Raw genomic sequence first — 19903 nt, 5'->3', positions numbered from 1 at the left:
GCGTGGGGCGGCCACGAAGTGTGTGTGGGGACCTGCCCCCGCAGATGCAGATGTGACGCGAATCCGCAGGACCGCCGGGCACCCCTGGGCGCCCGGCGGTCCCCCGTTTCCGGCTACTTCGCGTCGGCCTCGCCGTCGGCCTTGCCGTCCTTGGGCGCGGCGTCGTCCGCGTCGGCCTTCTTGGTGAGGTCGGGCTTCGCGGTGTCGTCGGCGGGCTCGACGAGCGAGGAGGCGTCGTCCGGCACGGCCGGGAGGTCGTCGGACGTCGCGTCGCCCTCGGTCTCGGTGCCCGTGTCGCCGTGGACGATCCGGTTGTACTCGTCGTCCTCGAGGACGGCGCCGATCGCGTTCTTCGCGTAGACGGCGTGAACGCCCGGCGCGACTTCCAGGAGGACGGTGTCGTCGCCGACCTCCTTGACCGTGGCGTACATGCCCCCGATCGTCCGCACGCCGGTGCCTGGCTGCATCTGGTTGCGCATTTCCATGGCCTGCTGCTGCTTTTTCTTCGCAGAGCGGGTCATCAGGAACATGGCCCCGATGAGCACGATGAAGGGGAGAAGCACGCCGATGTTATCCACGGGACGGAATTCCTTCGCACGACCGCGCTGGTGAGGCGGCCTGATCTACGGGGGTGGGCACGCCGACCTGAAAGGGCGGCATCGGCGGAGTCTAGGCGAGTCCGCATCGATGGAACAACGCCCAGCATCGCACCGTGGTTCCTGACCCGGCGAGTCTCCGCGCCGTCACGCGCGGCGTGTCCGCGCCGTCACGCGTCGAACAGCCCCGGTTGCCCCGTCGCAGGGCCCGCGGCCTGCGGCGGTACGAGTCCGAGGTGCGCCCAGGCGGCCGGGGTGGCGACGCGTCCCCTGGGTGTCCGGGCGAGCAGTCCCTCCCGTACGAGAAACGGTTCGGCGACCTCCTCGACGGTCTCCCGCTCCTCCCCGACGGCCACGGCGAGCGTGGACAGGCCGACGGGGCCGCCGCCGAACAGCTTCAGCAGGGCCTCCAGCACGGCGCGGTCGAGCCGGTCCAGGCCGCGGGCATCGACCTCGTACACGGCGAGCGCGGTCGCGGCGATCTCGCGGGTGATGATCCCGTCGGCTCTGACCTGCGCGTAGTCGCGGACGCGGCGCAGGAGCCGGTTGGCGATGCGGGGGGTGCCGCGGGAGCGGCCGGCGATCTCGGCGGCGCCCTCGGTGTCGATCTCCACGTCGAGGAGACGGGCGGAGCGGTGGACGACACGCTCCAGCTCGGCGGGGGCGTAGAACTCCATGTGCCCGGTGAAGCCGAAGCGGTCGCGCAGCGGCGGGGGGAGGAGTCCGGCCCGGGTGGTGGCGCCGACGAGGGTGAACGGCGGCAGTTCGAGCGGGATGGCGGTGGCGCCGGGGCCCTTGCCGACGATCACGTCGACGCGGAAGTCCTCCATCGCCATGTACAGCATCTCCTCGGCGGGACGGGACATGCGGTGGATCTCGTCGAGGAAGAGGACCTCGCCCTCCTGGAGGGAGGAGAGGATCGCGGCGAGGTCACCGGCGTGCTGGATGGCGGGGCCGGAGGTGATGCGGATGGGGGCGCTCATCTCCGCCGCGATGATCATGGAGAGGGTGGTCTTGCCGAGGCCGGGCGCGCCGGACAGCAGGACGTGATCGGCGGTGGCGCCTCGGGCGCGGGCGGCCTTGAGGACGAGGTCGAGCTGTTCGCGGACCTTCTCCTGGCCGATGAACTCGTCCAGGTCCTTGGGCCGCAGGGCGGCCTCGACGGCCTGGTCGTCGCCGTCGGCGGCAGACCCCACCAGCCGGTCCGCGGCGGGGCCGACGGGCCGCTCGGGGGCGGTCTCGTCGGTCGTCTCGTCCCAGTTCACTGCACGTCTCCTCGTGGGGTGGTGGGGGCCTGGCGGGGCCTGGCCGGGCGGGCGCGGTCCGGGTCCGGGTCCGGCGGAGGCTAGCGGGCGCGGTTGAGGGTCTGGAGGGCAGCCTTCAGCAGGGCGCCGATCTGCGGTTCGCCGTCGGCGGCCTCAGCGTGCGGGGTGACGGCGGTGACGGCGTCGTCGGCTTCGCGGGCGGCGTAGCCGAGGCCGACGAGCGCGGCGTGGAGCTGGTCGCGCCAGCCGGGTGCGGCGGTGGCGGGCCGGGCCGTCGTGCCGAGCGGGGCGCCGAGCCGGTCCCTCAGCTCCAACAGCAGTTTCTGCGCGCCCTTCTTGCCGATGCCGGGCACGGCCGTGAGGGCCTTCTCGTCACCCGAGGCGACGGCGGCGCGCAGCGCGTCGGGGGTGTGGACGGCGAGCATGGCCTGCGCGAGGCGGGGGCCGACGCCGCTGGCGGTCTGGAGCAGTTCGAACACCTGCCGCTCGTCGTCGTCGGCGAAGCCGTACAGCGTGAGGGAGTCCTCGCGGACGACCAACGACGTGTGGAGGCGGGCCTCCTGACCGATCCTCAGGGTGGACAGGGTGTTCGGTGTGCACTGGACGGCCATGCCGACGCCGCCGACCTCGATGACTGCGGTGGTCGGGGCGAGGGCGGCGACCGGGCCGGTCACGAAGGCGATCATGCGGTTCGGCCTTTCAACGCGTGCTGGGCGACCGCCTGCTGGAGGCGGTTGTGCGCGGGGGCGCGCCAGATGTGGCAGATGGCGAGGGCGAGGGCGTCGGCGGCGTCGGCGGGCCTGGGCGGCGCGGCGAGCCGGAGGATACGGGTGACCATGGCGCCGACCTGCGCCTTGTCGGCGCGGCCGCTGCCGGTGACGGCGGCCTTGACCTCGCTGGGCGTGTGGAGGGCGACGGGGATGCCGCGGCGGGACGCGCACAGCATGGCGACGGCGCTGGCCTGGGCGGTGCCCATCACCGTGCGTACGTTGTGCTGGCTGAAGACGCGCTCCACGGCGACCAGTTCGGGCCGGTGCTCGTCCAGCCACTCCTCCATTCCGCGCTCGATGGCGACGAGGCGGTGGCCGATGTCGGCGTCGGCGGGTGTGCGGACGACGCCGACGCCGAGCATGGCCAGCGGGCGCCCCGCGACCCCCTCGACGACGCCGATCCCGCACCGGGTCAGCCCCGGGTCCACCCCTAGCACGCGCACGCGGCCTCCTTCGTCCTCCCCCGGCCGCGGCCGGGCGATTCCCCATGTTGCCGCAGGCTATCGGCTGGGACTGACAACGCGACGGGCCGACGGGGGTGTCCCGTCGGCCCGTCGGCGCGTTCTGTCGGTGGTGCCGCCTCGGGCGGTGCCGCCGTGGATCGGGCGTGCCCCGCCCGTGACCGGGCGTGACGTGCCGGGGATCAGGCGTGCCCCGCGCCGGACCTGGCGCGGATCACGCCGGTCAGGCGTCCACCTTCGCCATGACGTCGTCGGAGACGTCGAAGTTGGCGAAGACGTTCTGCACGTCGTCGCTGTCCTCCAGCGCGTCGATCAGCTTGAAGATCTTGCGGGCGCCTTCCTCGTCCAGTTCGACCTGCATGGTCGGGACGAAGCTGGCCTCGGCCGACTCGTAGTCGATGCCGGCCTCCTGGAGGGCGGTGCGGACCGCGACCAGGTCGGTGGCCTCGCTGATCACCTCGAAGGTCTCGCCGAGGTCGTTCACCTCCTCCGCGCCGGCGTCGAGGACCGCGCCGAGCACGTCGTCCTCGGTCAGGTCGCCCTTGGGGACGATGACGACGCCCTTGCGGTTGAAGAGGTACGAGACGGAGCCCGGGTCGGCCATCGAGCCGCCGTTGCGGGTCATGGCGACGCGCACGTCGGAGGCGGCGCGGTTGCGGTTGTCGGTGAGGCACTCGATGAGCACCGCGACACCGTTCGGGCCGTAGCCCTCGTACATGATCGTCTCGTAGTCGGCGCCGCCGGCCTCCTGGCCGGAGCCGCGCTTGACCGCGGAGTCGATGTTCTTGTTCGGAACCGACTGCTTCTTGGCCTTCTGAATGGCGTCGTAGAGCGTCGGATTGCCATCGGGGTCACCGCCGCCGGTGCGGGCGGCGACCTCGATGTTCTTGATCAGCTTCGCGAAGAGCTTGCCGCGCTTGGCGTCGATCACGGCCTTCTTGTGCTTCGTCGTAGCCCATTTAGAGTGGCCGGACATCTGCCTGTCTCCTTCGCGTAACCAAATTCAGAACGAACCCCAGAGATCCTACCGGGATCTCATGCGGCCACGGCGCGCACCATCTCGACGAAGAGGGCGTGCACCCGGTGGTCACCGGTCAGTTCCGGGTGGAAGGACGTGGCGAGCGCGTTGCCCTGCCGTACGGCGACGATGTGGCCGTCGTACTCGGCGAGGACCTCGGCGGACGCGCCGACCGACTCGACCCACGGGGCGCGGATGAAGACGCCCTCCACGGGGCCGCCCTCGACGCCGGTGACATCGACGCGGGCCTCGAAGGACTCGTTCTGCCGCCCGAAGGCGTTGCGGCGGACGATCATGTCGATGCCGCCCAGGGTCTCCTGGCCCGACCGCGGGTCGAGGATCTTGTCGGCGAGCATGATCAGGCCGGCGCAGGTGCCGTAGACCGGCAGCCCGGCGGCGACGCGCTCGCGCAGCGGCTCCATCATGCCGAACAGGTTCGCCAGCTTGGAGATCGTGGTGGACTCGCCGCCCGGGATGACCAGGCCGTCCACCTCGGCGAGCTCCTCGGGGCGCCGGACCGGCCTGGCCACGGCGTCCGCCGCGGCCAGGGCGATCAGGTGCTCCCGTACGTCGCCCTGGAGGGCCAGGACGCCGATGACGGGGGTGCTGCTCATGGGTGTTACCAGCCCCGGTTCGCGTAGCGCTCGGCCTCGGGCAGGGTGTCGCAGTTGATGCCGACCATGGCCTCGCCCAGGTTGCGGGAGGCGTCCGCGATGATCTTCGGGTCGTCGTAGAAGGTGGTGGCCTTCACGATGGCGGCGGCGCGCTTGGCCGGGTCGCCGGACTTGAAGATGCCGGAGCCGACGAAGACGCCCTCGGCGCCGAGCTGGCGCATCAGCGCGGCGTCGGCCGGGGTGGCGACACCACCGGCGGAGAACAGCACGACCGGCAGCTTGCCGAGCTCGGCGACCTCCTTGACCAGCTCGTACGGGGCGCGCAGCTCCTTGGCGGCGGCGTACAGCTCGTTGTTGTCGTAGCCGCGCAGCCTGGCGATCTCGTTCTTGATCTGGCGCAGGTGGCGGACGGCCTCGACGACGTTACCGGTTCCGGCCTCGCCCTTGGAGCGGATCATGGCCGCGCCCTCGGCGATGCGGCGCAGGGCCTCGCCCAGGTTGGTGGCGCCGCACACGAAGGGGGTGGTGAAGGCCCACTTGTCGGAGTGGTTGACCTCGTCGGCCGGGGTGAGGACCTCGGACTCGTCGATGTAGTCCACGCCGAGGGACTGGAGGACCTGCGCCTCGACGAAGTGGCCGATGCGGGACTTGGCCATGACCGGGATCGAGACGGCGTCGATGATGCCCTCGATCATGTCCGGGTCGGACATGCGGGCCACGCCGCCGTCCTTGCGGATGTCGGCGGGGACCCGCTCCAGGGCCATGACCGCGACGGCGCCGGCGTCCTCGGCGATCTTCGCCTGCTCCGGCGTGACGACGTCCATGATCACGCCGCCCTTGAGCTGCTCGGCCATGCCGCGCTTCACGCGCGCGGTGCCGGTCTCGGGGGACTGCGGGGTGGTGGTGGGCGTGGTGGACACGTCAGACCTCACATGGAGAAACGGGGCGGGTACGACGACCCGGGGACAACACAGGCAGCAAACACGCGCCGACCAGTCCACTGCAAGGGCCAATGAGGAGCCGGTGGCTCGTTTTGGAGTGGCCGGATATCGGCTGTGGCTGGTGGCGGGTGTCCGGCGGGCCGGTCCGAGGGCCGTGGCCGGTGGTGGTTGTCAGGGCACGCCGGTCCTAGGGCCGTGGCCGGTGGTGGGTGTCGCAGGGCCGAGGCTGGCGGTGGCGGATGTCGGGCGCGCCGATCCGACGGCTGTGGCCCGTGGTGTCAGGCGGGCCGGTCCGCGAGGGCGACCGGCGGCTCGTCGTCCATCTCGAACGCCATCGGGAACGGCGCGTGCCCCGCCAGCCGGAACCACCGCACCTTCCGGTGCCGCCGCAGTGCCCGTGCCGCCCGCACCGCGTCGTTGTGGAAGCGCCGCGCCATCGGCACCCGGCGCACCGCGGCGGCCAGCTCACCGGCCGCCTCCTCCCCGCCGGGCACCGCCCGTACGGCCTCCATCTGCTCCGGCTCGCCGAACACGGCCCGCAGCGCCTGGCTCAGCTCGCTCTCGGCGACCTCCCGGTGCTCCTCCTCGGCCTGCCGCGCGGCGTGCGCGGCCTGGTAGAGCACGATGGACGCCGCCGGGTCGAGGATGCCCGACGTGGCCAGCTCCTGGGCGACCGAGGCGCGCCGCAGCAGCTGCGCGTCGAGCGCGGCGCGCGCGGCGTCGATGCGGGCGTGCAGCCGGTCGAGCCGCCCCGCGGTCCAGCTCAGGTACAGGCCGATCGCGAACAGGGCGACGGCGATCCAGATCAGCGTTTCGGTCACGGGCGCAAAGGCTACCGGGACGCCCCGGCCGCTCCCCCGCCCGCGGGCATGGCGCCCTCCCACACGGACCGGTCGTGCGCGAACACCACCCGGCGGGGCCCGAAGCCGGCCAGCCGGTCCAGCCAGGGCCGGTACGGCACGGCTGCGGAGCCGCACCCCGAGCCACCCCCGGCACCGCCCGCACCGCCCCCGGCGCCCGAGCCACCCCCGGCACCGCCCGCACCGCCCCCGGCGCCCGAGCCACCCCCGGCACCGCCCGCACCGCCCCCGGCGCCCGAGCCACCCCCGGCACCGCCCCGGGCGCCCGCCGGGTCCAGCGCCGCCCGCCGGGCCATCTCGTCGGACCCGAACTCCGAGGCGAAGTCGTACGCCTGGCCCGCCAGCACCGTCACCCCGTCCGGCCCGGACACGACCAGCGACTGGTGCCCGTCCGTGTGCCCGGGCGTCGGCACGACATGGACGCCCGGCCACACCTCCGCCTCGCCGTCCAGTTCCTCGTACCGCGCTCCGGGGAAGTCCACCAGCGCGTCGATCGTGTACCCGCCCGCGCGCGCGGCCGCCAGCTCCCGCCGCTGTACGAGGACGGTCCGGCCCGCCAGCAGCGGGTTGCCGCCGCAGTGGTCGAAGTGCAGATGGCAGTTGACCACCAGGGCGATGTCGCCCGGCTCCGCCCCGGCCGCCGCCAGCGCCTCCCGCAGGTCCCGGCGGCGCGGCCGGTAGTGGGCCTCCGCCTCGGGGTCACCGCCCCCGACGCCCGTGTCGAACAGCAGCAGCCCCGCCTCGTGCCGTACCAGGTAGGCGAGCACGGGCTCCACACGCGGCCAGGGCGTACCGGCCTCCTCCGCGGGCCGGACGAAGTACCCCAGATCCAGCCGCCGTACCGAAACACGCCCCGCCATCGGCGAACCCCCTCAGTCGCGCCCCAGCCCCCACCGGGCCAGCAGCCCCGTCGTCCGCTCGTCCGTCGCGACCGACGCCGCGCCGTCCGTCACCGTCTCGTACACCGCCAGGATGTCCGCGCCCACCGTCGACCAGTCGAACCGCCGCACATGGGCGCTGCCCCGCGCGCGCAGCCCGGCCCGCCTCTCCTCGTCGCCGAGCAGCCGGATCGCCGCGTCGGCGAGGGCGTCCGCGTCCTCGTTGGCGAACAGGTCCCCTGCCGCGCCCTGGTCCAGTACCTGCGCGAACGCGTCCAGGTCGCTGGCGAGGACCGGGGCGCCCGCCGACAGCGCCTCCACCAGGATGATCCCGAAGCTCTCGCCGCCCGTGTTGGGCGCCACGTACACGTCCACGCTGCGCAGCAGCCGCGCCTTGTCCTCGTCGCTGACCATCCCGAGGAACTCGACGCGCTGCCGCATCTCCGCCGGCAGCGACGCGACGGCCTCCTCCTCGTCGCCGCGCCCCGCGACCAGCAGCCTCGCCTCGGGCCGGGCCTTGAGGATCTTCGGCAGGGCCCGCATCAGCACCGGCAGGCCCTTGCGCGGCTCGTCGATCCGGCCGATGAACCCCAGCGTCTGCCCCTGCCACGCCGCCTTCGGCTCGGCCCGCGCGAAGAAGTCCACGTCCACGCCGTTGGGGATGACCACCGCGTCGCCGCCCAGGTGCTCCACCAGCGTCCGCCGCGCGTACTCGCTCACCGCGATGCGCGCGCTGATCTTCTCCAGCGCGGGCTGGAGGATCGGGTACGCCGCGATCATCGCCCGCGACCTGGGGTTCGACGTGTGGAACGTCGCCACGATCGGGCCCTGCGCCGCCCAGCAGGCGAGCAGGCCCACCGACGGGGACGCGGGCTCATGGATGTGGATCACGTCGAACGTGCCGTCGTGCAGCCACCGCCGCACCCGCGCCGCCGACAGGAACCCGAAGTTCAGCCGCGCCACCGACCCGTTGTACGGCACGGGAACGGCCCGTCCCGCCGACACGACGTACGGCGGCAGCGGCGTCCCGTCGTCCGCGGGCGCCAGCACCGACACATGGTGGCCCAGCCGGATCAGGTGCTCCGCCAGGTCGCGGATATGGAACTGGACGCCTCCGGGCACGTCCCAGGAGTACGGGCAGACGATGCCGATCCTCACTTCGGCCCCTTCGCGGGGTCCAGGTCGGCCGTCCACAGCCGCTGCAGCATGTGCCAGTCCTCCGGGTGCTCGGCGATTCCGTCGGCGAAGGCGTCCGCCAGCGCCTGCGTCATCGAGGACGTCTTCTCCGCCCGCGTGCCTGTCTCCGGCACCCCGACCGGCGGGTACACCCGGCCGCTCATCGTCGTCTCGTCCTCGTACCAGAGCGTCGCCGACAGCAGCAGCGCCCCGGTGTGCTGCGCCAGCAGCGCCGGACCGGCGGGCATCCGCGCCCGCTCCCCGAAGAAGTCCACCTCGACCCCGGAGGCCGAAAGGTCACGGTCCGCGACCAGGCACACCAGGCCGCCCGCACGCAGCCGCCGCGCCAGCGCCCCGAACGCGGCGCCGCCCGTGTGCGGCAGCACCTCCATGCCGAGCGACTCGCGGTACGCCACGAACCGGTCGTACAGCGACTCCGGCTTCAGCCGCTCGGCGACCGTCGTGAACGGCACGCCCAGCACCCGCGTGGCCCACACCCCGGCGAGGTCCCAGTTGGCCAGGTGCGGCAGCGCCAGCACCACGCCCTTCCCGGCGGCCAGGCCGTCCGTCAGGTGGTGCAGGTCCTTGATGTCCACGGACCGGCCCACCCGCTCCGCGCTCCACGACGGCAGCCGGAACGACTCCATCCAGTAGCGCATGTACGAGCGCATCCCCGCGCGCGACAGTTCCGCCAGCCGCTCCGGCGAGGCGCCCGGCACGACCCGCGCCAGGTTCGCCTCGAGCCGCAGCACACCCTGCCCGCGCCGCTTCCACGCCGTGTCGGCGATCCTTCGGCCCAGCCCCGCGGCGACCGGCTCCGGCAGCTTCCTCACCGTCGCCCAGCCCAGCCCGTACAGGGCGTCCGTCAGCCGTTCACCCGCGCTCATGACGTGGCCTCGCTCCCCCTCGGTGTACCCCCGCCGGACGCCGCGTCGGCCTCCGCCGCCTCACGCCGTACCGTCACCACCCGCTGCCCCAGCGTCACCGTGCTGCCCACGGCCACCACCCACAGCGCCACCGGCAGCAGCACCTGCACACCCGGCACCCCGAACGTGTGCATCCCCGCCAGGCCCGCCGCGACCAGCGACACGACCAGCCGCTCCGCGCGCTCCACGAGGCCGTTCACCGCGACGGGCAGCCCGATCGACTCGCCCCGCGCCTTGGTGTAGGACACGACCTGGCCGCTCGCCAGACAGAAGATCGACACCGCGCACAGCACGTTGTCGTCGCCGCCGCCCGCGTACCACAGTGCGAACCCGCCGAAGATCGCCCCGTCCGCGACCCGGTCCAGCGTCGAGTCGAGGAAGGCGCCCCAGCGACTGGAGACCCCCGCCTGACGTGCCATGTTGCCGTCGACGAGGTCGGAGAACACGAACAGCGTGATCACGATCGTGCCCCAGAAGAACTCCCCGCGCGGAAAGAAGACCAGCGCGCCCGCCACGACACCCGCGGTCCCGACGAGCGTCACCGCGTCGGGGCTCACCCCGCGGCGGAGCAGAAACGCGGCGAACGGTGTGAGAACACGCGTGAAGAATGCACGCGCGTACTTGTTCAGCATGGCCTTCCCGAGGGGTCGGTGGTGCCGACGGCCCCTTCGGCCACCGGCTGGCCCATCGTAGCCACGCACGGCCCCTCGCCACCCCCGGGCACCCGCACGACCCCCTCCGACGTCGGCGGATGCCGGACGTATGGACGCCGCACCCACACAGTGGAAAGCTCGAAGGACGACCGCGGGCACCTTCGGAGCCCACCCGACGGGGCCGGAGCCACCGCCCCGCACGACCCCCCGCTCCCCCGCGCCCGCGCCCCCCACCTCACCGTCCACCAGCGACCGGGAGGAAGAACCATGGGCGACAAGGCGAACACCCGCATCGGAGCCGCCGGCAGGGCGGCGACGGCCGACCAGCCCTCATCCATCAGGAACGTCGTGCTGGTCGGCCACAGCGGATCGGGCAAGACCACCCTCGTCGAGGCCCTCGCGCTCACCGCGGGCGCCGTCAACCGGGCCGGGCGCGTCGAGGACGGCACCACCCTCTCCGACCACGACGAGATCGAACACCGGCAGCAGCGGTCCGTGCAGCTCTCCCTCGTCCCCCTCGAATGGGGCGGCTGCAAGATCAACCTTCTGGACGCCCCCGGCTACGCCGACTTCACGGGCGAGCTCCGCGCCGGACTGCGCGCCGCCGACGCCGCCCTCTTCGTCGTCTCCGCCGCACAGGAGGCCGACGCCGTCCCCGGCTCCACCCGTCTGATCTGGGAGGAGTGCGCCGCCGTCGGCATGCCCCGCGCCATCGTCGTCACCCACCTCGACACCGCGCGCACCGACTTCGAGCGGCTCACCCGCGTCTGCGGCGAGATCTTCGGCGGCGACGACCCCGACGCCGTCCTCCCCCTCTACCTGCCCGTCCTCGGCCCCGAGAGCCCCGACGGACACGCCCCCGCCACCGGCCTCGTCGGCCTCCTCACCCGCAAGATCTTCGACTACTCCACCGGTGAACGAAAGGAGAAGGAGCCGGACGACACCCAGGCCCCGCTCATCGAAGAGGCCCGCAACCGCCTGATCGAAGGCATCATCGCCGAGAGCGAGGACGAGACCCTCATGGACCGCTACCTCGGCGGCGAGGACATCGACCTCAAGACCCTCGTCGCGGACCTGGAGAAGGCCGTCGCCCGCGGCACCTTCCACCCCGTTCTCGCCGCCGCCCCCGCCGCCCCCGGCGGCAGCCAGGGCCTCGGCACGGTCGAACTGCTCGACCTCGTCACCCGCGGCTTCCCCACCCCCCTGGAACGCCCCGTCCCCGAGGTCACCACCCCCCATGGCACCCCCCGCCCCGCCCTCACCTGCGACCCCGAAGGCCCCCTCGCCGCCGAGGTGGTCAAGACCGCGTCCGACCCGTACGTCGGCAGGATCTCCCTCGTACGTGTCTTCTCCGGCACCCTCCGCCCCGACGACACCGTCCACGTCTCCGGACACGGCCTCGCCGACCGCGGCCACGAGGACCACGACGTGGACGAACGGGTCGGCGCCCTCTTCGCCCCCTTCGGCAAGCAGCAGCGGCAGATGAACCACTGCGTCGCCGGGGACCTCGCCTGCGTCGCCAAACTCTCCCATGCCGAGACCGGCGACACGCTCTCCGCCAAGGACGACCCGCTCCTCATCGCCCCGTGGAGCATGCCCGACCCGCTGCTCCCCCTCGCCATCGAGGCCCGCAGCAAGGCCGACGAGGACAAGCTCTCCCAGGGCCTGGCCCGGCTCGCCGCCGAGGACCCCACCATGCGCCTGGAGCAGAACCAGGACACCCACCAGGTCGTCCTGTGGTGCCTCGGCGAAGCCCACAGGGACGTCGCCCTCGAACGACTCCGCAGCCGCTACGGCGTCCAGGTCGACGCCATACCCCACAAGGTCGCCCTCCGCGAGACCTTCGCCGCGCCCGCCACCGCCCGCGGCCGCCACGTCAAGCAGTCCGGCGGCCACGGCCAGTTCGCCATCTGCGACATCCAGGTCGAACCCCTGCCGCCCGGCTCGGGCATCGAGTTCGTGGACAAGGTCGTCGGCGGAGCCGTACCCCGCCAGTTCATCCCGTCCGTCGAGAAGGGCGTCCGCGCGCAGGCCGCCCGCGGCGTCGCCGCGGGCAACCCCCTCGTGGACATCCGCGTCACCCTGGTCGACGGCAAGGCCCACTCCGTGGACTCCTCCGACGCCGCCTTCCAGACCGCCGGAGCCCTGGCCCTGCGCGAAGCCGCCGCCAACGCGCCGGTCAGCCTCCTGGAGCCCGTCGCCGAAGTCCAGGTCCTCGTCCCCGACGAGTACGTCGGCCCGGTCATGAGCGACCTCTCCGGACGCCGCGGCCGCGTCGTCGGCACCGACCAGGCAGGACCGGGACGCACCCTCGTCCGCGCCGACGTCCCCGAAATCGAGATCGACCGGTACGCCGTCGATCTCCGCTCCCTCTCCCACGGCACCGGCCGCTTCAGCCGCACATTCGTACGGCACGAGCCGATGCCGCCCCACATCGCGGACAAGGTCCGCAAGGAGAACCAGCCCACGTCCGGCCGCTGACCACCGGCCCCACCGCCCCGGCCGCCCGCCTCGCGGCGGGCGGCCCCCACGGCTTCCCCGACGCCCTGACGCGCGCCCTCACTCCCCGATAGGCTGGTGAGCCCAGCTCAGCAGGTGTGCGCCTGCGCCCAGTTGGGAAGGCCGCAGAGCGGGTACAACGGCTGCGGCACATGCGTCGATGGGGGCGGAAGACACGATGGACAGTTTCGGTCCCGGGGCACAGGTCCCGCTCCAGGGCTCGTCCGGACAGACGGTGGCCACGAACGCCCTGGCCTCCGCCGCGTACCGCGACAGTCCGGTCGAGGACATCCTCAAGGCCAACAACCAGTGGTACGAATCCACCGTCAAGAAGGGGAAGTTCTCCCTCTTCGAGCCCAACCTCGGCGAGGCGTTCTCCCGCGCCGTCGTCGTCCGCATGCTCGGCGGCGGCCGCAAACCCGTCATCCAGTCCTTCGGCACCGACCCCCAGCCGGTCGTCGAGCACTGCCTCGCCGCCAACCGCATCCGCAAGCAGCGCGACCTCCGCCTCACCCTCATCACCCTGCTCTGCGGTGTCGCCTTCCTCCCGGGACTGCTCCTCTGGCTGATCGTCTTCCAGATCCGCCGCACCCTCGCCGGAGCCGCCAACAAGCGCGCCGGAACGGCCGGCACGGCACTCCTCGTCGGCTTCGGCATCCTCGCCGCGCTCGTCCTGGTCAAGCTGCCGTTCGACGGCTTTTTGTTCCTCTACCTCCGCGCCATGATCATCGCGCCGGTCGTCGGCTGGTTCCTCGCCAAGCACGTTTGCGAGACCACCGCCAAGGACCTCCGCGCCCGCTGGGAGGGCCTCCTCAGCGGAGGCGGCGTCGCCGCCAAGATCCCCGAAGCCGTCCCCCAGAACCCCGGCGAGACCGCCGCGGAGGAGCTCCGCCAGTCCCTGGAGAAGCTCACCGCCGAACAGCGCTCCAACGTCGTCTTCTACGCCGGACCACGCGGCATACTCGGCATGGGCACCCGCTGGGGCGGCTGGCACCTCGCGCAGGAGCTCAAGCCCCGCGACGGCAAGGAGATCCACGCCTTCCGCACCTGGGACGTCATACGCCCCATCCACGACCAGCTCAAGCTCCTCGAACGCGGCACCCTCAAGAGCGGCTTCCCCACCCCCTCCGTCAACCACTGGATCGTCGTCCCCGTCGGCGACGGCGCCAAGGAGGTCGCCCGCCCCGAGGGCGAGGACGTCGTCCACTTCCAGGTGAAGCCGCACGAGATCCAGCGCATCTGCAACGAGAACCAGTTCGGCAAGGGCAACCGCCACTACCTCGGCGTGCAGTTCGTCCTCTGGGACGGCCAGCTCGTCCTCACGATGCTGGTCACCGTCACGGCCCTGCTGCACACCCTCCGCATCGAGGTCTCGGGCCACGCCCTCGGCCCCGTCCACGGCCTGTTCACCACCAAGCCCGCCGCGAAGACCAAGGAAGTCTCCAAGACCGTACGGTTCTGGGAGACCCGCGAGATCAAACTCCCCCTCGTGGAGACCAACGAGGTCGTACGCCTCGCCGTCCGCGCCCCGCTCACCTGGTTCCCGCCGGTCCTCGACTTCCTCGGCGGCAAGCTCGTCCTGCCCGAGCCGTTCGGCCTGCGCCACGCCTGGGCCGACGCCCCGTGGAAGCACCGCTTCATGGCCGACGACGTCATCCGCGCGTCCACGCCGGTGATGCGCGCCGTGCACGCCGCGACCGTCAAGATGCTCGACGAGCACGGCGTGGACACGACCGCCATCGCGGGCAGCGACTTCACGGCCGACCCGGCGCCGAAGAAGGCCGACGTGTACGACGCGTGACCGGCGGACCTGGCCGGGAGCCCGACCGGTCAGCCGGTCGGCCCGATCAGGCCGCGGGCCAGGCGTCGGCGAGCATGCGGCGGGTGTCGGCGAGGAGCTGGGGCAGGACCTTGGTCTTCGCGATCACCGGCATGAAGTTCGTGTCGCCGCCCCAGCGGGGGACGATGTGCTGGTGGAGGTGGGCGGCGATACCGGCACCCGCGGCCTCGCCCTGGTTCATCCCGATGTTGAAGCCGTGCGCTCCGGAAGCCTGGCGCAAGGCCCTCATCGCCCGCTTGGTGAACTCGGCCAGCTCCACCGTCTCGGCCGCGTCGAGGTCCGTGTAGTCGGCGACGTGCCGGAACGGGACGATCATCAGGTGGCCGCCGTTGTACGGGTACAGGTTCAGCACCGCGTAGACGCTCTCGCCCCGGGCGACGATCAGCCCGTCCTCGTCCGACTTGGACGGGATCGAGCAGAACGGGCAGCCGTCGTCGGCCCCCGAGCCGGTGGGCTTGTTCTCCCCCTGGATGTACGCCATCCGGTGGGGCGTCCACAGGCGCTGGAACGCGTCCGGCGTCCCGACTCCGATCTGCTGCTCGGGCTCATTCGTCATGCGGCTCAGCATAGGACCACGGCGGCCCCCGGAAACGCGGAGGGGCGGTACCCGGCCGGGTACCGCCCCTGCTTCGACGGATCACACCTGTACGCGTGACTCCACGACCTCGGCCAGCTTCGCGATGGCCTGGTCACGGGGGATGCCGTTCTCCTGCGAGCCGTCGCGGTAGCGGAAGGAGACCGTGCCCGCGTTCATGTCGTCGTCACCGACGATGATCATGAACGGGACCTTCAGCTTCTGGTGGTTGCGGATCTTCTTCTGCATACGGTCCGAGGAGGCGTCCACCTCGATCCGCAGGCCCTTCTTCCTCGCGTCGGCGGCGAAGGCCTGGAGGTACTCGACGTGGGCGTCCCCGACCGGGATGCCGACCGCCTGGACCGGGGCCAGCCACGGCGGCATGGCGCCCGCGTAGTGCTCCAGCAGGACCGCGAAGAACCGCTCGATCGAGCCGAACAGCGCGCGGTGGATCATGACCGGGCGCTGCTTGGTGCCGTCGGCGGCCGTGTACTCCAGGTTAAACCGCTCGGGGAGGTTGAAGTCGAGCTGGATGGTGGACATCTGCCAGGTGCGGCCGATGGCGTCACGGGCCTGGACGGAGATCTTCGGTCCGTAGAAGGCCGCGCCGCCCGGGTCGGGGGTGAGGGGCAGGCCCTGCTTCTCGGCGACCTGCTGGAGGACGGAGGTGGCCTCCTCCCACGCCTCGTCCGACCCGACGAACTTCTCCGGGTCCTTGGTGGACAGCTCCAGGTAGAAGTCGGTCAGGCCGTAGTCGCGCAGCAGGTTCAGGACGAAGGTGAGCGTCCTGTCCAGCTCCTCCGCCATCTGCTCGCGGGTGCAGTAGATGTGCGCGTCGTCCTGGGTGAAGCCGCGGGCACGGGTCAGGCCGTGGACGACGCCCGACTTCTCGTACCGGTACACGGTCCCGAACTCGAACAGCCGCAGCGGCAGCTCGCGGTACGAGCGGCCCCGGGCGTCGAAGATCAGGTTGTGCATCGGGCAGTTCATGGGCTTCAGGTAGTAGTCCACGCCCTCGTCGAGCTGCATGGGCGGGTACATGCCGTCGGCGTACCAGTCGAGGTGCCCGGAGGTCTCGAAGAGCTTCCCCTTGGTGGCGTGCGGGGTGTAGACGAACTCGTAGCCCTCCTCCTCGTGCCGCTTGCGCGAGTAGTCCTCCATGACCCGGCGGATGATGCCGCCGCGCGGGTGGAAGACGGCGAGGCCGGAGCCGATCTGCTCGGGGATCGAGAAGAGGTCCAGCTCGGAGCCGAGGCGGCGGTGGTCGCGCTTCTCGGCCTCGGCGAGGAAGTCCAGGTACTGCTTCAGCTCGTCCTTGGACGGCCAGGCGGTGCCGTAGATGCGCTGGAGCATCGGGTTCTTCTCGCTGCCGCGCCAGTACGCGGCGGCGTTGCGCATCAGCTTGAACGCCGGGATCGCGCGGGTGGAGGGCAGGTGCGGGCCCCGGCAGAGGTCCCGCCAGCACAGCTCGCCGGTCTTGGCGTCGAGGTTGTCGTAGATGGTCAGCTCGCCGGCGCCGACCTCGACGTCCGCGCCGTCGTCGCTGGACGCGGACCCCTTGAGGCCGATCAGCTCCAGCTTGTACGGCTCGTTCGCCAGCTCCTCGCGGGCGGCATCGTCGGAGACCACACGGCGGGCGAACTTCTGGCCCCGCTTCTGGATCTCCTGCATCTTCTTCTCGATGGCCTTGAGGTCCTCGGGCGTGAACGGCTTCTCGACGTCGAAGTCGTAGTAGAAGCCGTCCTTGACCGGCGGGCCGATGCCGAGCTTGGCCTCCGGGAAGAGCTCCTGGACGGCCTGTGCCATGACATGCGCGGTGGAGTGGCGCAGGATGTTGAGGCCGTCCTCGGAAGTGATCTCGACGCCCTCGACGGTCTCGCCGTCCTTGAGTTCGTACGCGAGGTCCTTCAGCTCGCCGTCCACGCGGGCCGCGACGACGGTGCGCTGGCCGGGGAAGAGGTCGGCGGCCGTAGTGCCCGTCGTCACCACGCGCTCTTCCCGCTCGGAATCGCGTTGGATGATCACACGGACGTCTGACACCGGTCTCTCCTGACTGAAGGGGGTGCGCCCGGGGAGGGCGCGCGCGTAATACGGCATGGTACCGAGCCACCCCCTCCCCTCGCGAAGCGGTTGCGGCCGGGTCAGCGCTCCTCGTCGAGGGTCTTCAGCAGCCGGTCACGCTCGGCGTCGTCGACCTGGACCACCGCCACGTCGTGGGTGTCGGTGAGCCTGCGGTGGCCGCCCCGGCTCTCCAGTCGGCCGGAGACGCGCAGGGGCAGCCCTTCGACATGGGCCCGGACGGCGACGCGGTAGGCGTCCTCGTCCAGCGTGACGCGCAGGTGGGGGGCGTCGGCCCCGGTCAGGACGCGCAGGCGGACGGTGCCGGGGCCGTGGGGGCCGGGGCGGCGGAGGCGTACGACCGTGCCGGTGACCTGGGCGGCTACGGAGGGCAGGGCGCGGCGGTAGCGGGCGCCTGCCTGGCGGAGCGCGGGGAGGTCGCCGGGGGTGAACTCGACGGGTTCGGGGCGGGTGGCGCAGCCGGTGGGGGCGCGGGTGGCGGGGGCCCAGGCGAGGGTGATGGTGGCGCCTTCGGTGCCGTGGACGAGGGCGACGAGGGCTTCGGTGAGTTCGGGTCCTGCGCCGGTGGCGACGGCGGTGTCGAAGGCGTCGGGGCGGCCGGTGGCGCGCTGGTAGTCGACGGCGGCGCGGGTGGCGTGGAGGGCGTGGTGGAGGCGTTCGGTGACGGGGCGGCCGGGATCGACGGGGACGTGGGCGGTGAGGGCGCGGGCGGCGTCGGGCGGGGTGGTGACGAGGACGTGGTCGACGAGGGCGTGGTGGCCGTGCAGGGTGTGGGCGGCGGCGAGGAGGACCTGGCGGGCGGCGGTGCGCAGCTGGTCCTGGGCGGCCCAGGGGGTCTGGCCGTGGAGGTGGGTGACGGGCGCGGTGGCGCGGTGCCAGCGGATCTCGTCGCTGGGGGTGGCCAGGGCGGCGAGGATGTCGCGGGCGGAGGGGGTGGTGGTGCGGGTGAGTGCGGCGAGGGCTTCGGCGAGGAGGTCGTCGCTGTCGGGGAAGGCGCGGCTGGTGGGGACGAGGAGGCTGGTGGGGGTGGCGCCGGGGTCGGGTGGGGTCCAGCGGGTGTAGGGGCCGCGGTTGCCGCCGGTGCGGTGCCAGCCGTTGCGGTGGAGGAGGGCGGCGAGGACGCGGGGGTCGATGTGGCGGGCGTCGATGTGGTGCTGGCCGGGTGGGGCGGTGTGGGCGGGTTCGCCGGTCGGTCGGTGCATCAGGGGGTGCCTCCCGCCCCTACTCGGTTCATGATCTCGCAGAGCGCTCGGTCGTCGAAGATGCGCGTGGTCGGTATGCGGACGGTGGTGCGGCGGCGGCCCGTGACGGGGTGGCCGGCGAGGTTGGTCCAGTAGCAGCAGTGGCGCAGGTCGAGGCCGTCGTGGCGGGCGTGGAGCCAGTCGTCCTGGGTGCGGGGGACGAGCATGACGACGAGGATCTTGTGGACGGCGACGGGGGTGCGGGCGAGTTTGACGAGGTGGGCGTTGTCGAGGGTGAACGGGAAGGCGGGGCCGGGGGGTCGTGGGGGGATCTGGTAGGTCGCCTTGAGCTGGACCTTGATGGTGACTTCGTCGTCGACGGTGTGGCCGGGGGCGCTGTGGCTGATGTGCCAGTCGATGCCGTTGTCGGGGAAGGGCTGCGAGAGGGTGCATCCGGCGGCGGCCACCACGGCGTGCAGATAGCCGACTTGGAGGGTTTCCATGCAGGCGGTGGTGGCGAGTGCGCCGCGGAGGGGCGGGGCGTGCTGGGTGCCGGGGTCGGGCTGGGCGGCGAGCGCCATGCTCCTGGTGCCTTCCGGGCTGTGGTCGCGTCATTTGACGCGCTGTTCATGTGTGTTGTGACCGGGCGGCGTACGGGGCAAACGGTCCGGGTATCACCGTTTCGGGCCGGGGATCGGTCCATCTGCCGGTGATGTGCGAGGAGTTCGGGGATGGCGCGCTGGTTCGAGGGACCCCTGGCCGCATTCGACACGGAGACGACGGGAGTTGACGTCGAGCGGGACCGCATCGTGTCGGCGGCGCTGGTGGTGCAGGACGTGGAGGGTGGCCGGCTCCGGACGACGCGGTGGCTGGTGAATCCGGGGGTGCCGGTGCCTGCCGGGGCGACGGAGGTGCACGGCCTGACGGACGGTCATCTTCAGCGGTACGGGCGGTGGCCCGCGCCGGTGATGGACGAGATAGGCCGGGCGCTGGCGGAGCAGTGCGCGGCGGGGCGGCCGCTGGTGGTGATGAACGCGCCGTTCGATCTGACGCTGCTGGACCGCGAGTTGCGGCGGCACCGGGCGTCGTCGCTGGGGCGGTATCTGCGGAACGTGTCGTTGTGCGTGCTGGACCCGCGGGTGCTGGACAAGCATCTGGACCGGTACCGGAAGGGCCGCAGGACGCTCACGGACCTGTCCGCGCACTACGAGGTGGCGCTGGACGGGGCGCATGACGCGGCGGCTGACGCGGCGGCGGCGCTGGAGGTCGTACGGGCGGTGGGGCGGCGGTTCGCGGCGCGGCTCGAGGAGTTGTCGCCCCCGGAGCTGCACGCGCGGCAGGCGGTGTGGCACGCGGCGCAGGCGCGGGGGTTGCAGGCGTGGTTCGAGCGGAACGGTTCGGACGAGGCGGTGGACCCGGCGTGGCCGCTGCGTCCGGGGCAGTCGGTCGCGGCGGCCTGAGCGGCCGGTGGAGCGGGGGCCGTGCGGTGGCCGGGCTCTCGGGAGGGTCCGGCCGGGTGGCTCGACTCGGCGGCGTGGTGGGCACGTCGGCGGTGCGGGCGGCGCGTGCCGG

The 19903-nt window shown here is 72.4% G+C and carries 19 protein-coding genes; 3 read left to right on the top strand and 16 right to left on the bottom strand.

Features of this window, described 5'->3' with window-relative positions; genetic code table 11:
- Positions 1–113 precede the first annotated feature (113 nt).
- From yajC to pgsA, 12 genes are all read right to left on the bottom strand, one after another.
- Complete coding sequence (gene yajC / locus J116_RS24050; protein WP_051203904.1) at positions 114–530, bottom strand: preprotein translocase subunit YajC; 417 nt, start codon at positions 528–530, stop codon at positions 114–116.
- A gap of 236 nt (positions 531–766) precedes the next feature.
- Entirely contained in the window at positions 767–1861 is a 1095-nt protein-coding gene (ruvB, locus tag J116_RS24045) for a Holliday junction branch migration DNA helicase RuvB (RefSeq protein ID WP_023589626.1), read from the bottom strand.
- A gap of 80 nt (positions 1862–1941) precedes the next feature.
- On the bottom strand, positions 1942–2547 hold the full coding sequence (gene ruvA / locus J116_RS24040; RefSeq protein WP_023589625.1) for a Holliday junction branch migration protein RuvA: 606 nt from the start codon (positions 2545–2547) through the stop codon (positions 1942–1944).
- Entirely contained in the window at positions 2544–3074 is a 531-nt protein-coding gene (gene ruvC, locus J116_RS24035; RefSeq protein ID WP_028964455.1) for a crossover junction endodeoxyribonuclease RuvC, read from the bottom strand. Before ruvC ends, ruvA begins: the two co-directional genes overlap by 4 nt.
- Before the next feature lie 241 nt (positions 3075–3315).
- Complete coding sequence (locus J116_RS24030; RefSeq protein ID WP_023589623.1) at positions 3316–4068, bottom strand: YebC/PmpR family DNA-binding transcriptional regulator; 753 nt, start codon at positions 4066–4068, stop codon at positions 3316–3318.
- 59 nt (positions 4069–4127) lie between these two features.
- Positions 4128–4724, bottom strand: coding sequence for a pyridoxal 5'-phosphate synthase glutaminase subunit PdxT (pdxT, locus tag J116_RS24025; RefSeq protein ID WP_023589622.1), 597 nt, complete (start codon positions 4722–4724; stop codon positions 4128–4130).
- A 5-nt stretch (positions 4725–4729) separates the two neighbouring features.
- Complete coding sequence (pdxS, locus tag J116_RS24020) at positions 4730–5644, bottom strand: pyridoxal 5'-phosphate synthase lyase subunit PdxS (protein WP_023589621.1); 915 nt, start codon at positions 5642–5644, stop codon at positions 4730–4732.
- 299 nt (positions 5645–5943) lie between these two features.
- Entirely contained in the window at positions 5944–6486 is a 543-nt protein-coding gene (locus J116_RS24015) for a hypothetical protein (RefSeq protein WP_023589620.1), read from the bottom strand.
- 11 nt (positions 6487–6497) lie between these two features.
- On the bottom strand, positions 6498–7385 hold the full coding sequence (locus J116_RS24010; protein ID WP_023589619.1) for an N-acyl homoserine lactonase family protein: 888 nt from the start codon (positions 7383–7385) through the stop codon (positions 6498–6500).
- 12 nt (positions 7386–7397) lie between these two features.
- On the bottom strand, positions 7398–8561 hold the full coding sequence (locus J116_RS24005; RefSeq protein ID WP_023589618.1) for a glycosyltransferase family 4 protein: 1164 nt from the start codon (positions 8559–8561) through the stop codon (positions 7398–7400).
- A complete protein-coding gene (locus J116_RS24000; RefSeq protein WP_023589617.1) occupies positions 8558–9466 on the bottom strand; it encodes a phosphatidylinositol mannoside acyltransferase in 909 nt (302 codons plus the stop codon). The genes J116_RS24005 and J116_RS24000 overlap by 4 nt, the downstream gene beginning before the upstream one ends.
- Positions 9463–10137, bottom strand: a complete 675-nt coding sequence (gene pgsA / locus J116_RS23995; RefSeq protein WP_023589616.1) for a phosphatidylinositol phosphate synthase — start codon at positions 10135–10137, stop codon at positions 9463–9465. The genes J116_RS24000 and pgsA overlap by 4 nt, the downstream gene beginning before the upstream one ends.
- A 288-nt stretch (positions 10138–10425) precedes the next feature.
- Here pgsA and J116_RS23990 point away from each other — a divergent pair, with 288 nt between their 5' ends.
- Both J116_RS23990 and J116_RS23985 read left to right on the top strand, forming a co-directional pair.
- Positions 10426–12639: an elongation factor G-like protein EF-G2 gene (locus J116_RS23990; protein ID WP_023589615.1), complete on the top strand. Its 2214-nt coding sequence runs from the start codon at positions 10426–10428 to the stop codon at positions 12637–12639.
- Between the two features lie 196 nt (positions 12640–12835).
- Positions 12836–14458, top strand: coding sequence for a hypothetical protein (locus J116_RS23985; protein WP_023589614.1), 1623 nt, complete (start codon positions 12836–12838; stop codon positions 14456–14458).
- A gap of 46 nt (positions 14459–14504) precedes the next feature.
- On the opposite strand, the gene J116_RS23980 is transcribed toward J116_RS23985, so the two are convergent.
- The 4 genes from J116_RS23980 to J116_RS23965 form a co-directional block, all read right to left on the bottom strand.
- The gene (locus tag J116_RS23980) at positions 14505–15065 is read right to left on the bottom strand and encodes an HIT family protein (protein ID WP_023589613.1); all 561 of its coding nucleotides are present in this window, start codon (positions 15063–15065) and stop codon (positions 14505–14507) included.
- A gap of 69 nt (positions 15066–15134) precedes the next feature.
- The gene (thrS, locus tag J116_RS23975; RefSeq protein ID WP_023589612.1) at positions 15135–17111 is read right to left on the bottom strand and encodes a threonine--tRNA ligase; all 1977 of its coding nucleotides are present in this window, start codon (positions 17109–17111) and stop codon (positions 15135–15137) included.
- A gap of 101 nt (positions 17112–17212) precedes the next feature.
- Positions 17213–18352, bottom strand: coding sequence for a hypothetical protein (locus J116_RS29975; protein ID WP_023589611.1), 1140 nt, complete (start codon positions 18350–18352; stop codon positions 17213–17215).
- Positions 18352–18912 carry a DUF4365 domain-containing protein gene (locus J116_RS23965; RefSeq protein WP_023589610.1) on the bottom strand — a complete coding sequence of 187 codons (561 nt, stop codon included), beginning with the start codon at positions 18910–18912 and terminating at the stop codon, positions 18352–18354. The genes J116_RS29975 and J116_RS23965 overlap by 1 nt, the downstream gene beginning before the upstream one ends.
- A 150-nt stretch (positions 18913–19062) precedes the next feature.
- Here J116_RS23965 and J116_RS23960 point away from each other — a divergent pair, with 150 nt between their 5' ends.
- Complete coding sequence (locus tag J116_RS23960) at positions 19063–19791, top strand: exonuclease domain-containing protein (RefSeq protein WP_023589609.1); 729 nt, start codon at positions 19063–19065, stop codon at positions 19789–19791.
- The last annotated feature ends 112 nt before the right edge of the window (positions 19792–19903 follow it).

Origin of the sequence: Streptomyces thermolilacinus SPC6, assembly GCF_000478605.2 — a bacterium.
Classification (GTDB): Bacteria; Actinomycetota; Actinomycetes; order Streptomycetales; family Streptomycetaceae; genus Streptomyces; species Streptomyces thermolilacinus.
This window is presented reverse-complemented; position numbering and strand designations above follow the sequence as displayed.

Excerpts from the sequence above, each read along its gene's own strand:
- J116_RS24000 (WP_023589617.1), bottom strand. The coding sequence starts at position 9,466 with ATGAGCGCGGGTGAACGGCTGACGGACGCCCTGTACGGGCTGGGCTGG.
- J116_RS24030 (WP_023589623.1), bottom strand. The coding sequence starts at position 4,068 with ATGTCCGGCCACTCTAAATGGGCTACGACGAAGCACAAGAAGGCCGTG.
- J116_RS23990 (WP_023589615.1), top strand. The coding sequence starts at position 10,426 with ATGGGCGACAAGGCGAACACCCGCATCGGAGCCGCCGGCAGGGCGGCG.
- J116_RS23965 (WP_023589610.1), bottom strand. The coding sequence starts at position 18,912 with ATGGCGCTCGCCGCCCAGCCCGACCCCGGCACCCAGCACGCCCCGCCC.
- J116_RS23960 (WP_023589609.1), top strand. The coding sequence starts at position 19,063 with ATGGCGCGCTGGTTCGAGGGACCCCTGGCCGCATTCGACACGGAGACG.
- J116_RS29975 (WP_023589611.1), bottom strand. The coding sequence starts at position 18,352 with ATGCACCGACCGACCGGCGAACCCGCCCACACCGCCCCACCCGGCCAG.
- ruvA (WP_023589625.1), bottom strand. The coding sequence starts at position 2,547 with ATGATCGCCTTCGTGACCGGCCCGGTCGCCGCCCTCGCCCCGACCACC.
- pdxT (WP_023589622.1), bottom strand. The coding sequence starts at position 4,724 with ATGAGCAGCACCCCCGTCATCGGCGTCCTGGCCCTCCAGGGCGACGTA.
- J116_RS24010 (WP_023589619.1), bottom strand. The coding sequence starts at position 7,385 with ATGGCGGGGCGTGTTTCGGTACGGCGGCTGGATCTGGGGTACTTCGTC.
- J116_RS23985 (WP_023589614.1), top strand. The coding sequence starts at position 12,836 with ATGGACAGTTTCGGTCCCGGGGCACAGGTCCCGCTCCAGGGCTCGTCC.
- pgsA (WP_023589616.1), bottom strand. The coding sequence starts at position 10,137 with ATGCTGAACAAGTACGCGCGTGCATTCTTCACGCGTGTTCTCACACCG.
- yajC (WP_051203904.1), bottom strand. The coding sequence starts at position 530 with ATGTTCCTGATGACCCGCTCTGCGAAGAAAAAGCAGCAGCAGGCCATG.
- J116_RS23980 (WP_023589613.1), bottom strand. The coding sequence starts at position 15,065 with ATGCTGAGCCGCATGACGAATGAGCCCGAGCAGCAGATCGGAGTCGGG.